Raw genomic sequence first — 13,333 nt, 5'->3', positions numbered from 1 at the left:
TTATCCATAGAAACAATTTACAGGCTGGAAGTATAACATCTTTCTCTAGCGACAAAACCGTCTTAAACGTGCATAATTTCAGATTCTTTTACGGCTAAAATTTTATCAATATCAGCAATCGTTTCATCTGTGAGTTTTTGAACTTTTTCAGACAAACTATGGGCTTCATCTTGTCCAATTTCACCATCTTTTTCTAACTTTTTCAAATTGTCCATACCATCCCGACGAACATGACGTGTAGCAACACGCGCTTGCTCTGCATAGTGATGTGCAATTTTTACAAGTTCTTTACGGCGCTCTTCATTCAACTCAGGCAAAGGAATACGTAAATTCGTACCATCAGTTATGGGATTTAAACCAAGACCAGAATCGCGAATAGCGCGCTCTACAGCTCCTACCATCGTTTTATCCCATACAGAAACAGAAAGCATCCGAGGTTCGGGAACAGAAATATTAGCAACCTGATTTATGTGCACAACAGAACCATAAGATTCAACGGTCAACGGTTCTAATAAACTGGCCGATGCACGTCCAGTCCGCAAACCACCTAATTCATGTTTAAAAGCCGCAATAGCACCATCCATGCGACGTTTCAGATCATCCATAATTGATGTAACATTCATATTTCTGTCTCCTTCAATTGTCCTTTGAAGCTTACCCTTATTCCGATACTATTGTAAAGCGTCCTGTTCCATTCAAGACCTTAGCCAAACCGCCTTTTTCATGAATGGAATACACAATAATCGGTACATTGTTCTCACGTGCTAAAGTGACCGCCGTTGAATCCATAACAGATAACCCCCATTGTAAAACTTCAACATGTGTTAATTGGTCAAAACGCTTAGCCGTAGGGTCTATCTTTGGATCTGCTGAATAAATACCATCAACTTGTGTTCCTTTAAGAAGGACATCCGCACCAATCTCTGCTGCACGTAAAGTAGCAGCAGAATCAGTGGTAAAAAATGGGTTTCCTGTACCACCCGCAAAAATAACAACTTTTCCCTGATTCATATAAGCTATTGCTTTACGTTGCGAGAAACTTTCACAAATTTGTGGCATAGCAATCGCAGAGAGTACAACAGTTTCAACCCCTAATTTTGTCAAAGATGTTCGCAATGCTAAAGAGTTAATAGCAGTTGCAAGCATTCCCATATGATCCCCTGTCACTCGGTCCCCACCACGCGAAGCAACAGCAACGCCACGAAAAATATTTCCCCCACCGATAACAACCGCAACTTCTACCCCCATTGTGCGCACTTCTGCAATATCAGCGGCAATACGGTCTACAACAGAAACATCAATGCCAAAACTCTGCCCCCCCATAAGAGCTTCACCAGAAGCCTTTAAAAGAATACGTTTATACGGAAGTGCTAATGCCATTAATAATCTCCCCAAAAGCACATTGACTTTTTGCTTTTGACATCACGAAGGGCACCACTTTTTTCACGTGACGCCCTCTCAACAATTACATTGCTCCCATCAGAGATTCTACAACCAACGATATGATTTTAAATCTCTGATCAAGAGTTTGCAATAACTAGCCTTTTACAGCAGCAGCAACCTCTGCAGCAAAATCAGACTCCTCTTTTTCCACACCTTCACCCAATGCAAAACGAATAAAGCCTGTAATTTTTGCTGGTGCGCCAATTGATTTTTCAGCATCCTTTAAAGCTGCCTCAACAGTCATATCAGGATTCATAACGAAAGCTTGAGAAAGCAAAACAACCTCTTCAAAAAACTTACGCATACGTCCTTCTACCATTTTTTCAATGATATTTTCAGGCTTTCCAGACTGACGTGCTTGATCTGAAAAAATTGCTTTTTCACGTTCAACAGCAGCAGCATCAACATCTTGTGCTGTAAGCGCTAAGGGATTGGTTGCTGCAATATGCATCGCAACCTGCCGACCAAAAGCAAGAGCAGCCCCTTTATTTCCTGTTGTTTCAATCGCAACCAAAACACCAAGCTTACCAAGACCATCAGCTACACTATTGTGTATATAAGTCGCAACAACACCATTCTCAACAGACAATTTAGCGGAACGACGAAATGTCATATTTTCGCCAATTGTACCAATTGCATCTTTAATCGTAAGCTCTACAGTCTTCTCAGAACCTGGATAAAGAGAAACAGAAACAGATTCAACATCACCTGGCGTATCTAAAGCAGCAGTTGCTACATTGCGCACGATATCTTGGAATCCGGCATTGCGTGCAACAAAATCTGTTTCAGAATTAATCTCAACCAAAACCGCATTTAAATCTTTTGATACGACTCCGATTAATCCTTCAGCCGCTGTACGACCGGCCTTTTTATCTGCTTTAGCTATTCCTTTTTTACGAAGCCAATCAACAGCAGCTTCCATATCACCACTGGTTTCAGCTAGAGCGGCTTTACAGTCCATCATACCAGCGCCAGATAGTTCTCGAAGTTCTTTTACTTGTGCAGCAGTAATGCTCATATTTGCCTCTTTATTTTGTAATAGTGAAAGCGTGCAAAACCCCTCTGCACGCCTATAACTTCTTCTTTAGACAATAAAAGTACCTTAATTAGGCGTTTTATATTATTCAGAAACTTCTGCAACCGCATTTTCTTCCAAAATAGGCTCCACAGGCGCATCAACTTGAGCTCCTAAATCGATACCCATTGCTCCTTGCTGGCGTGCAATACCATCAAGGGCGGCACGAGCAAAAAGATCGCAATAAAGAGAAATTGCACGTGAAGCATCATCATTACCTGGTATCGGATGCGTTACATCATCAGGATCGCAATTTGTATCAATAATAGCAATAACAGGAATGCCTAAACGTTTTGCTTCCTGAAGGGCAATATTTTCTTTATTCGTATCGATGACAAATATAAGATCTGGAACAGATCCCATATCTTTAATACCACCAAGCGCACGATTAAGCTTTTCACGGTCACGTTCAAGATTTAAACGTTCTTTTTTGGTAAAACCTTGCGCCTCAGCAGCAAGAATTTTGTCAAGCTTTCGCAAACGATGTATCGAATTGGAAATCGTTTTCCAGTTTGTGAGCATGCCGCCAAGCCAGCGTGCATTAACGTAATACTGGGCAGAACGATTCGCCGCATCAGCGATAATGTCAGATGCTTGCCGTTTCGTACCAACAAAGAGAATACGACCACCACGCGCAACAGTATCTGAAACAAGTTTAAGCGCTTGGTGTAAAAGCGGAACGGTCTGAGCAAGGTCAATAATATGGATATTATTACGCTGACCATAAATATAGGGAGTCATTTTGGGATTCCAACGATGAGTCTGGTGACCAAAATGAACACCTGCTTCTAAAAGCTGGTGCATAGTAAAATCGGGTAGTGCCATAAATCTTATCCTTTCCGGTTCAACCTCCGCGGAAAAAGCAGGAAAACCTACTACCGGCGGATGCTTGCTAGAATTTTCTCACAAATTATTTGCAAACACCCAAACTCCGCGTGTGGAATAGCGCAAACATACTAATATTTGATTCTTTTTCAAGTCATTTTCTTTAATCATTTAATATTTGCATTTTCACATTGATTAAGATCTTTTCCAAGTTCCAAGAATTCGAGACTGTTCAATTTTGCACGCACTGAAAAAGTTCCATAATCTATATGAAGATCACGCATGATACCATTCTCATTTAAGAGAAAACTGCTACGATAAACCGGCAAACCATCTTTATTTTCTCCATCATCAAAATAAGAAATTGTAACAGGCCAATATTCGTCTTCATCCAATTTTCTCACTTTTTCCGTTTTGCTATCAGATAAAAGCGCCTTCTTTTCCCCTATGATGATACTTTCTTTTATAACTTTATCTGCTTTATTTGTCCCATCAAATACAGTAGCATTGTAAAAATGATGCCCTGCTTTTGCATGGCGGATAATATTTTTTAGTTGCATCATTGGAAATTCAGCCATTGCAAGCTTATACTCTTTTTCCTTTGGCTTTTTTAAGGTAACTGTAATACCATCTTGAGTACGCTCCGCGACCCCCTCAGCACGATGCGCAACCTCTTCTCCCTCTTGATCTGTAATATTAAAACGAAATGTACGGCTATCTCCTGTTTCATAACTCGTCGTCTGTTGATCCGTTAAACGTACCGGCATATCTTCAATGTGAACACGACTAATAAAACGAAAACGTGTGCTATAGCCTTGGCATGCCGAACCAGTAAGCTCGTAAACCATTCGCCCTGACATCGCAGAAATTGTCATGTCATGAGAAACGCTATCGAGATGAAAATCATAAATTGCTCGATGAGGCACAATAAAAATAGGCTCTTCAGCTCTCGCTGTACATAAAAAAACAATATATAAAATTATTATAAATAATGATCTAATCATTCCCAAATTCCAAACTTTATCCCCGTTGCATAACATCATACAATAAGGCAAAAAAGGCTAATTTCTCAATTAACCACACATTTCCTTAAATCAAAAAATAGATTATACAATGAATGTATTATAGAGCAGCTATGGAGTTTAAATTATGACCAATATGATTGAAAAAAACTTAGAGAAATTCGGAATCACTCTTCCTGAAGTAATCTCCCCCCTTGCCAATTACATCACCACTTCACAAAGTGGCAATCAACTCTTTATTTCTGGACAACTCCCTCTTATTAATGGAAAACCAATAGCCATCGGTAAAGTTGGTGCAACTGTGAATACCGAACAAGCCCAAAAAGCATCCGAAGCTTGCGCTCTCAATATTCTCGCTCAACTCAAGGCAACTCTGGGTGACTTAAATAAAATAAAACGTGTGGTAAAAATTACTGTTTTTGTGGCTGTAGATTCTCATTTTACCGATATTCCTTTTGTTGCCAATGGAGCTTCTAATTTATTCGTCAATATTCTTGGTGAAATTGGAAAACACGCCCGTTCTGCTATTGGTGTTGCCTCTCTTCCTATGGATGTTCCTGTAGAAGTTGAAGCCATCATAGAAATCTAAGCCTTTATATAATACAGTGCACCATCCTAAATATAACTAAAGTCAAAATACTTCTTTGTCTTACACTCTGATAAAATTTGTATTTTTTCGTTTTTAATTAAAATCTTAAACTTACAATAAAAGGAAATATTTGTATGAAACAAGCTTATGATAATAACAATATTTTTGCTAAATTGATTCGCAATGAAATCCCTTCTGTTCGTGTCTACGAAGATGATGATGTTATTGGATTTATGGATATCATGCCACAGGCACCAGGTCATACGCTGGTCATTCCTAAAAAAGGCTCTAGAAACTTACTTGATGCAGATACTGAAACATTATTTCCTGTTATTAAAGCTGTTCAAAAAATTGCAAATGCCGTCAAAAAAGCCTTTCAAGCAGATGGCATAACTGTCATGCAATTTAATGAAGCAGCTAGTCAACAAACCGTTTATCACCTCCATTTCCATATTATACCACGTATGGAGGGAATAGAACTTACCCCTCATAATAATATAATAACGCCTACAGAAATACTTGAAGAGAATGCAAAGAAAATCCGTGCAGCCTTATAACACACTCTTAAGTTGTTGTGCTTTTTTTTCCTACACGTTTTTTTGTAAAATTTTCCATTTTACTTTTCTTTGAACTTGCAGATATATCGGAAGATGAAATTTCTAACTGTAAGCTTTCTTTTTTGCCATTTGATTTTTGTGTCAATACGCGAACAATGCCACCGTTGCGTAACTTTCCAAATAAAATTTCATCAGCTAATGGCTTTTTAATATATTCTTGTATAACACGCCCTAATGGGCGTGCTCCCATCTGAGAATCGTATCCCTTATTGGAAAGCCATAAAGTTGCAGAAGGGCTTAATTCAAAACAAATTCCCCTATCAGCTAATTGTGCTTCAAGCTGAAAAATAAATTTTTGCACTATCTGCTTGATGATTAAATGAGATAAAGGTGCAAACGGAATAATTGCATCTAACCGATTACGAAACTCTGGTGTAAATAACCGATTGATTGCTTCTATATCCTCACCATCACGATGTACCTTCCCAAATCCAATAGCTGATTTTGCCATATCTGAAGCACCAGCATTGGTTGTCATAATCAAAATAACATTGCGGAAATCAATTTTCTTACCATTATGATCTGTTAATCTACCATAATCCATTACCTGCAATAAAATATTAAATAACTCTGGATGTGCTTTCTCAATCTCATCTAGCAATAGGACTGCGTGAGGCTTCTGATCAACAGCATCTGTAAGAAGACCTCCTTGATCAAACCCTATATAACCTGGAGGAGCTCCGATTAAACGTGCTACCGTATGCCGTTCCATATATTCTGACATATCAAAACGCAATAATTCAATGCCTAAAGATGATGCAAGCTGTTTTGCAACTTCAGTTTTTCCTACACCTGTTGGTCCTGAAAATAAATAACTTCCTATTGGTTTATCCGGTTCGCGTAAACCTGCTCGCGCCAATTTTATGGATGAAACTAAGACGGAAATTGCCTGATCTTGCCCATAAACAACATGTTTGAGTTCTCTTTCAAGCTTACTCAATATCTTCTGATCATTCCGAGAAACTGTTTTTGGTGGAATTCTTGCAATTGTAGCAACAGTAGCCTCAATTTCTTTAACACCTATACTCTTCTTGCGTTGTTTTTGTGGCAAAAGCTTTTGCGCTGCGCCACTTTCATCAATAATATCAATTGCTTTGTCAGGTAACCTACGGTCAATTATATAACGTGAAGATAATTCTACGGATGCCTTCATCGCCTGATCTGTATATTTAATCTGATGAAAATCTTCAAAGTAAGGCTTCATCCCCTGCAAAATCTTAATCGCATCTGTAACAGAAGGTTCATTAATATCAATCTTCTGAAAACGACGCTCTAAAGCACGATCTTGTTCAAAGAATTTGCGATATTCTCTGTAAGTCGTCGAACCAATACATCGCATAGTTCCAGAAGATAATACAGGTTTTAAAAGATTTGCTGCATCCATATTTCCCCCTAATGTCGCTCCTGCTCCAATTAAGGTATGAATTTCATCAATAAATAAAATAGCATCTGGATACAGCTCAAACTCTTTAATAACTTGCTTTAAGCGTTCTTCAAAATCACCGCGATAACGTGTACCAGCAACAAGTCCCCCCATATCAAGAGAAAATATTGTTGCATTTGATAAAACTTCAGGCACTTGCCCATCAACAATGCGCTTTGCTAATCCCTCAATTATAGCGGTTTTCCCCACTCCAGGATCACCAACCAAAAGCGGATTGTTTTTTGACCTTCGACATAAAATCTGAATCATGCGTGAAATTTCTATTTCACGGCCAATTAATAAATCAATTTTTCCATTAAGTGCTTTACAATTGAGGTCAACACAATAATTCGTTAAAGCACTTGTTCCTCTTTCACCATTATCCGAAATCTGCTGATCTAATTGCTCTTCAAGTCCTTCAAGTAACATGGATAACCCATCATCACGTGTGATACCATGCGAAATAAAACGTACAGCATCATAGCGTGTCATTCCCATTTCTTGAAGAAAATATGCTGCATGGCTTTCACGTTCAGAAAAAATTGCAACAAGAACATTTGCCCCCGACACTTCATCTTTTCCAGCTGATTGTGCATGAATCACCGCACGTTGGATAACACGCTGGAAAAAAGCTGTAGGCTTTGTATCCTCATCAGCTCTAATCTGTTCATCTAACTCTGAGCGAAGATAATTGGTTAAGCGCTCTCGCAATTCCTCTACATCTACCTGGCAAGCCTGAATAACGGAATTTGCATCGGCATCATCTAATAGCGCAAGTAGAAGATGCTCTAATGTTGCGTATTCATGCCGTGCTTGAGTAGCAATTGTTAATGCACGATGCAAAACCTCTTCAAGACTAGGTGTAAAAGATGGCATAATTCCTCACTTCCATTCCATTACACATTGTAACGGATGTTCATTTTGACGTGCACATTCCCTCACTTGTAATATTTTCATTTCAGCCACTTCATAAGTATAAGTTCCACATTCTCCTATCCCACTGTGATGAACATTTAACATTATTCGCGTTGCCTCTTCGAAACTTTTTTTAAAAAAGTTCTTCAAAACGAAAACAACAAAATCCATAGGTGTGTAATCATCATTAAGCAAAAAAACTCGACATAATTTAGGTTTTTCGAGTTTTGCTCTAGCCTTAGGTATTATAACCGCACCATGCCTAACTTCATCCCAATTCTTGCCCTTTTCATTATGCATAATATGAGCTATAGAGTTTATTATGAGGATCTGTCCCATTATCGTTTTCCATGCAGCACATTTTTTATTAATTTTAAATTCTTTCATGACTATTGCAATACCTGTATGTATTAGAAAAAGATTCCCTCTATGGTTAGACTTCAATCACTCACTCATAAAATAACTTCTGTAAACAAATTAGTAATACCATTCGTCTAAACTGCATCAACAAATTACAGAAAAGGAAGCTTTATAGAAGTTTTTCAGGATAAATGGAGAAATAGGATACTGCAAGTGTATATTAATTATCAAAAAATTATGCGCTACTGTAAAACAATAGCAATTTCTTTTGTTGTGTTAGCTTTTTCTTACTGTTGGGCATCAGCTACACCTCAAGGAGCCTATCCTGATAAGTATGCGGCTATTGTTATAGATGCTACTACGGGAAAAACTCTATTTCAAGCCAATGCAACACTGAAACGTTATCCTGCTTCTTTAACAAAGATGATGACATTGTACTTACTCTTTGAAGCTATGCAGATGCGTCGTGTGACACCAAATACACCAATTCCCGTTTCACATTATGCAGCAATGCGTCCACCGACAAAAATTGGGTTTAAAGCAGGCCAAACAATTTCTGCAGAATCAGCAGCTAAAGCACTCATTACAAGATCCGCAAATGATGTTGCTGCTGCCATTGCAGAATATCTTGGAGGTAGTGAAAAAAAATTCGCTCAAATGATGACTGTAAAAGCTCGTAAACTTGGCATGAAACATACACATTTCGCAAATGCTTCAGGACTTCCGGATGTGCACAATTATTCTACAGCACGAGATATAGCGACTTTGTCATTAGCTTTACGTAAACATTTTCCAAAACAATATAAATTGTTCAAAACAAAAAGTTTTAATTTCCGTGGGCATAAAATTAACAGCCACAATAAACTCGTTAAAATAATGAAAGGTGTCGATGGAATTAAAACAGGATACACACAAATGTCAGGTTCTAATTTAGCAACTTCAATGCGTCTTGATGGGCGCTCTGTTGTCGCTGTTGTTATGGGAGGGAAATCATCTACTGCACGTGACGAGCATATGGCTAGCCTATTGAATCAATATTTGCCCAAAGCAAGCCAAATGAAAAGTGGTGAACGTTTAATGGCTTCTGTACGCTATCACTTACCGACTGGCGCCAATACTCCTATACCGACTATTAAAGCTGATTCAAGTAATTTTGATGATGAAATTTCGACTATGTTGACAGCATTTGCAGAACAACCTAAAAACTCCAATACCGCAATAACGGCTGTAAATAAGGTAATTATACCAATACCAAACCCTCAAAAAACTATACCGGTTGAGACTCATAAAATTGTAACAGCCTCTTTGTCCACAAATGCCGGATGGGCTATCCAAATTGGTTCTCTTCCTAGTGAAGAACAAGCAAAAACTTTACTTTTAAAAGCAAAAAATATAGCTTTTTCTACTTTAAAGCACGCATCTTCACACATGCAACTGTTTGAAAAAAATGGGCAGCGTTATTACCGAGCGCGCTTTACAGGGTTTCAATCAAAAAAAGCTGCATTTGATGCTTGCTCTACATTAAAGAAAGCAAATTTTAACTGCTATACTGTAGCCTACTAAAAATTTTTGAATTCTGCGTTAAGGATAGTATTATGACAGATAATGCTTTTGCTTCATTCCATAAAAAAGAAATTTTATTGAAGCAATCATCCCTCCTTTCATTGCGTTCTCTTCACGATGCTGCCGCAAAACTTACTGGTTTAAAATATAATTCGACGGCATTAGATACACAATCTCTTGTTAACCTTCTCATTTGCCAAACAATACGCAACCGTCGTCTCATAATGCCTCCTGTACGCATTCATTTACGCGTTGCTAGCCAAACTGGTAATGTGCCTATCAAAATCCGTCTAGGAGCAACAAATATTTAATTCTACAGACCATCTCTAAAAAATTATTTTATTATTAACCATTATCTACAGCCTTAGAAACTCCTTTGATAAACATACTTTTTTCTTATTATGGAATTGTGCTGACAGCTTTTCCAACTATCCAATACCTCCAAGCTTTCAATAAAACCATTATTAAAGACATAAAAAAACACCCAATATTTTTTCACTTTTGGATTTAATATAAAAATTATCCTTGATATCTTTTTGGAAAAAATGAATAGCTTCATTGGATGAAAACTTATCATTTTAGGGATTATTGTAAAAGTTCAATAAAGGAAGTCCCTCTTAATAACGGTCCCCCTTACAACATAAACGCTGTAAAAAATAATCTAACTCCTCTTACTTTTATTTCTTTCAACAGACAAAGAAAATTGGAAAATACAACAAATACTATCGATGAAAAAACGTAAAAGAAATTATCAGATTAAATATCATGATAACGATTTCCATAAGATTTTAATTTATAATTTATTTTTTGCATATTGAATAAGAGGTTTTCGTAAAATTCTCTTATTTTCCTTCTTATATTCAATCAGTCAAAATCGTTCGCTTGCTCATCACGAGCAAGATTGGCATTAAACTATAAAAAAGGATGATAGTGCTGGTTTTCTCCCTCTATAAATAAAGATGCTAATACTCTATAGGTTTTATACCATTCATGGAAAACTTACATTATACTATTCATATGTAAGATACTGATTTATAAAGATAGTTCATTATTTTGCATGTTAGATAAAAATCTCGAATATCGTAAGATTCTCTCATTTGAAATTTGTTTATGTTGAATCAATCCAAACCGTTCTCTTGCATATTACGAGCGAGATTAGTGTGTGGCGTGAGACCGCACCAAAAAAACTCAAAATGCCTATAATGAACCGTTTCAAATGCCAAGGGCTTTGGTCCCCATACAAGGGGGGGCTGGTAAAGTGTATAATCGTGCCAGCATACTCTTTTTATTAAGCATAAAGATGGGGATAGCTCAATGGATTTACTGTTATACCATTCACAGGTGCCATCGCGAAATGAGTTTGGGAGCGTTGAGAGATATTTCTTTAAAGCAAACTCATGAATGAGTAACACGATAATGTTCTATCGTGTGCATTCTATTCTCATGAGAATTTTGATAAATATTTTTTAATGTATATGCTATTATTTATTTTAGTTTTTTTGACGGTACAGAATTTATAAATAAAAAAGATATTTCCAATATATCTCTTAATTATTGTAAATTAGCATTTCTTTTCAAGGTATTTTTTACCATACTAGGTATCAAAAGATCTTCACTTCTAAAAATTAAAATCTTTAAAATTCTCTCTCCTCATCATAATTATTCAGATTTAACACAAATTTTCCTTGGATACTCAGGCATAATCTTCCATTACTTAAAAGATATGGCTATGGAAACTTTTAAAAGCCATAAAACCCAGCTAAAAAATAATGGCAGACTGATCACTAATTTTACTTTACGCTTTTTTATTTTTTCTAAATTAGACTTTTTTCCCATTTTAGAGACAAATCAGATAGATACTGATACTACTCCCCCTCCAAACTTGCATGCCAAAGCTACTATTCGTTAAGAAAACACTGAATCATCTCAAATTTATTTCAAGCTGCTGTTTCATTAAAGTGGAATTTTGATTTATAAGTAACAAAAAAACATAAGCTTTATCAGGAAATACGATCCCCCTCCCAAAAATTCCAGTTATGGATTGAAAAATGTTTCAGCTCCTAACAAGATATTGTATTGACTGCAAGACCACCTTTACTTGTCTCTTTATAGCGTTCACTCATATCATGACCAGTCTGGCGCATTGTTTCTATACAAGCATCAAGAGAAACAAAATGATCTCCATTACCATATAATGCAAGAGAAGAAGCCGTTACCGCCTTAACAGCTCCCATTGCATTACGCTCAATACAAGGAACTTGTACAAGACCTGCAACAGGATCACATGTCATTCCCAAATGATGTTCAAGCGCAATTTCTGCCGCATTTTCAATTTGAGCTGGCGTTCCACCTAACGCTGCGGTCAACCCTGCTGCGGCCATTGAAGATGCCGTTCCAACTTCACCTTGACACCCAACTTCTGCACCAGAAATAGAGGCATTATGTTTGATAACACCGCCTATAGCTGCTGCCGTTAATAGAAAATTATGTATTCCCTCTCGATCTGAATCATCATTAAATTGAAGATAATAACGCAAAACTGCTGGGACAACTCCAGCTGCCCCATTTGTTGGAGCTGTAACAACACGACCACCTGCTGCATTTTCCTCATTGACTGCTATAGCATATACCGAAAGCCAATCATTTGCCCAAAGTGGATAATTGCGATTTTTCTTTTGATTTTCCAAAAGCGTTTCATGCAGCTTTTTAGCACGCCTTAGAACACGCAATCCACCAGGCAACTCACCTTCTTGTGAAAGACCTCTATCAATGCAATTTGTCATCGCTGAAAAAATTTCATCAAGCCCTGTATCAAGAGAAGAACGCTCTATCTTTGTTTCTTCATTTAAGCGCTTCATTTCAGCAATTGAAAGTCCTGATTTTTCTGCCATTGATAACATTGCACCAGCAGAATCAAATGGATATGGCACCTCTAATGTTTCTGGTTGTATATTATCATTCATATGGCTTAATTCATCCTCAGTCACAACAAAGCCACCACCGATAGAATAATAAATCTGCCGCAACAGAACATTCCCATCAGTATTAAGTCCTTCAAAGGCTAGTCCATTTGTATGTCCTGGGAGAATTTTCTTTCGTTCAAAAATAAGATCACGCTGCACATCAAACTGATAAGCGAGATGGCCTTCTGGTTGCACTTTTTTTTCACGTATAACTTTTTCTAACAACCCTCCCATGCTATCAGGATCAACAGTAGAAGCTTTTTCTCCTAAAAGTCCTAATATGATAGCCCTATCTGTTGCATGACCAATACCCGTGAAAGCTAAAGAACCATAAAGATAAACACGTATACGAGAAACTTGAATATCAGACGACTGAGAAAAATCTCCTATCTTTTGCAAAAACATATTAGCAGCTGTCATCGGTCCCATCGTATGTGAGCTAGAAGGACCAATCCCAATTTTAAAAAGTTCAAAAACAGATAGAAACACGTATCACCTCAAAACTATAGTACAGCTTGAGCATATATGCTTTTTCATA

The 13,333-nt window shown here is 37.3% G+C and carries 12 protein-coding genes; 4 read left to right on the top strand and 8 right to left on the bottom strand.

Annotated elements, in window-relative coordinates:
• Window positions 1-62: 62 nt before the first annotated feature.
• The 5 genes from frr to ACFIKY_RS05835 form a co-directional block, all read right to left on the bottom strand.
• Entirely contained in the window at window positions 63-623 is a 561-nt protein-coding gene (gene frr, locus ACFIKY_RS05855; protein ID WP_375636264.1) for a ribosome recycling factor, read from the bottom strand.
• Between the two features lie 37 nt (window positions 624-660).
• The gene (gene pyrH, locus ACFIKY_RS05850; protein WP_375636262.1) at window positions 661-1,380 is read right to left on the bottom strand and encodes a UMP kinase; all 720 of its coding nucleotides are present in this window, start codon (window positions 1,378-1,380) and stop codon (window positions 661-663) included.
• A gap of 157 nt (window positions 1,381-1,537) precedes the next feature.
• Window positions 1,538-2,461, bottom strand: coding sequence for a translation elongation factor Ts (gene tsf, locus ACFIKY_RS05845; RefSeq protein ID WP_375636260.1), 924 nt, complete (start codon window positions 2,459-2,461; stop codon window positions 1,538-1,540).
• 102 nt (window positions 2,462-2,563) lie between these two features.
• A complete protein-coding gene (rpsB, locus tag ACFIKY_RS05840; protein WP_012755041.1) occupies window positions 2,564-3,343 on the bottom strand; it encodes a 30S ribosomal protein S2 in 780 nt (259 codons plus the stop codon).
• Between the two features lie 167 nt (window positions 3,344-3,510).
• Complete coding sequence (locus ACFIKY_RS05835) at window positions 3,511-4,347, bottom strand: cell envelope integrity EipB family protein (RefSeq protein WP_375636258.1); 837 nt, start codon at window positions 4,345-4,347, stop codon at window positions 3,511-3,513.
• Window positions 4,348-4,492: 145 nt separating this feature from the next.
• Between ACFIKY_RS05835 and ACFIKY_RS05830 the strand changes: the two genes are divergently transcribed.
• A complete protein-coding gene (locus tag ACFIKY_RS05830; protein ID WP_375607219.1) occupies window positions 4,493-4,954 on the top strand; it encodes a RidA family protein in 462 nt (153 codons plus the stop codon).
• Window positions 4,955-5,088: 134 nt separating this feature from the next.
• Window positions 5,089-5,511 carry an HIT family protein gene (locus ACFIKY_RS05825; RefSeq protein ID WP_012755038.1) on the top strand — a complete coding sequence of 141 codons (423 nt, stop codon included), beginning with the start codon at window positions 5,089-5,091 and terminating at the stop codon, window positions 5,509-5,511.
• Between the two features lie 7 nt (window positions 5,512-5,518).
• Here ACFIKY_RS05825 and clpA read toward each other — a convergent pair whose 3' ends face one another.
• Window positions 5,519-7,870 carry an ATP-dependent Clp protease ATP-binding subunit ClpA gene (gene clpA, locus ACFIKY_RS05820; RefSeq protein WP_375636256.1) on the bottom strand — a complete coding sequence of 784 codons (2,352 nt, stop codon included), beginning with the start codon at window positions 7,868-7,870 and terminating at the stop codon, window positions 5,519-5,521.
• 6 nt (window positions 7,871-7,876) lie between these two features.
• Entirely contained in the window at window positions 7,877-8,248 is a 372-nt protein-coding gene (gene clpS, locus ACFIKY_RS05815; protein ID WP_375636340.1) for an ATP-dependent Clp protease adapter ClpS, read from the bottom strand.
• 234 nt (window positions 8,249-8,482) lie between these two features.
• On the opposite strand from clpS, the gene ACFIKY_RS05810 reads away from it, so the two are divergent.
• Together ACFIKY_RS05810 and ACFIKY_RS05805 are read left to right on the top strand one after the other, a co-directional pair.
• Window positions 8,483-9,832, top strand: coding sequence for a D-alanyl-D-alanine carboxypeptidase (locus ACFIKY_RS05810; RefSeq protein ID WP_375636254.1), 1,350 nt, complete (start codon window positions 8,483-8,485; stop codon window positions 9,830-9,832).
• 32 nt (window positions 9,833-9,864) lie between these two features.
• Window positions 9,865-10,143, top strand: a complete 279-nt coding sequence (locus ACFIKY_RS05805) for a hypothetical protein (RefSeq protein ID WP_375626277.1) — start codon at window positions 9,865-9,867, stop codon at window positions 10,141-10,143.
• 1,749 nt (window positions 10,144-11,892) lie between these two features.
• Here the strand turns inward: ACFIKY_RS05805 and ACFIKY_RS05800 are convergent.
• On the bottom strand, window positions 11,893-13,284 hold the full coding sequence (locus tag ACFIKY_RS05800) for an L-serine ammonia-lyase (RefSeq protein WP_375636252.1): 1,392 nt from the start codon (window positions 13,282-13,284) through the stop codon (window positions 11,893-11,895).
• Between the last annotated feature and the right edge of the window lie 49 nt (window positions 13,285-13,333).

The organism is Bartonella sp. CR127HXZ (genome assembly GCF_042194555.1).
GTDB lineage: Bacteria > Pseudomonadota > Alphaproteobacteria > Rhizobiales > Rhizobiaceae > Bartonella > Bartonella grahamii.
The sequence above is the reverse complement of the archived record's forward strand: the minus strand, read 5'-3'. Positions and strand labels throughout refer to the sequence as shown.

What these genes read in the sequence shown, in the direction of transcription:
- frr (WP_375636264.1), bottom strand. Translation starts at nt 623, where the DNA reads ATGAATGTTACATCAATTATGGATGATCTGAAACGTCGCATGGATGGT.
- pyrH (WP_375636262.1), bottom strand. Translation starts at nt 1,380, where the DNA reads ATGGCATTAGCACTTCCGTATAAACGTATTCTTTTAAAGGCTTCTGGT.
- tsf (WP_375636260.1), bottom strand. Translation starts at nt 2,461, where the DNA reads ATGAGCATTACTGCTGCACAAGTAAAAGAACTTCGAGAACTATCTGGC.
- rpsB (WP_012755041.1), bottom strand. Translation starts at nt 3,343, where the DNA reads ATGGCACTACCCGATTTTACTATGCACCAGCTTTTAGAAGCAGGTGTT.
- ACFIKY_RS05835 (WP_375636258.1), bottom strand. Translation starts at nt 4,347, where the DNA reads ATGATTAGATCATTATTTATAATAATTTTATATATTGTTTTTTTATGT.
- ACFIKY_RS05830 (WP_375607219.1), top strand. Translation starts at nt 4,493, where the DNA reads ATGACCAATATGATTGAAAAAAACTTAGAGAAATTCGGAATCACTCTT.
- ACFIKY_RS05825 (WP_012755038.1), top strand. Translation starts at nt 5,089, where the DNA reads ATGAAACAAGCTTATGATAATAACAATATTTTTGCTAAATTGATTCGC.
- clpA (WP_375636256.1), bottom strand. Translation starts at nt 7,870, where the DNA reads ATGCCATCTTTTACACCTAGTCTTGAAGAGGTTTTGCATCGTGCATTA.
- clpS (WP_375636340.1), bottom strand. Translation starts at nt 8,248, where the DNA reads ATGGGACAGATCCTCATAATAAACTCTATAGCTCATATTATGCATAAT.
- ACFIKY_RS05805 (WP_375626277.1), top strand. Translation starts at nt 9,865, where the DNA reads ATGACAGATAATGCTTTTGCTTCATTCCATAAAAAAGAAATTTTATTG.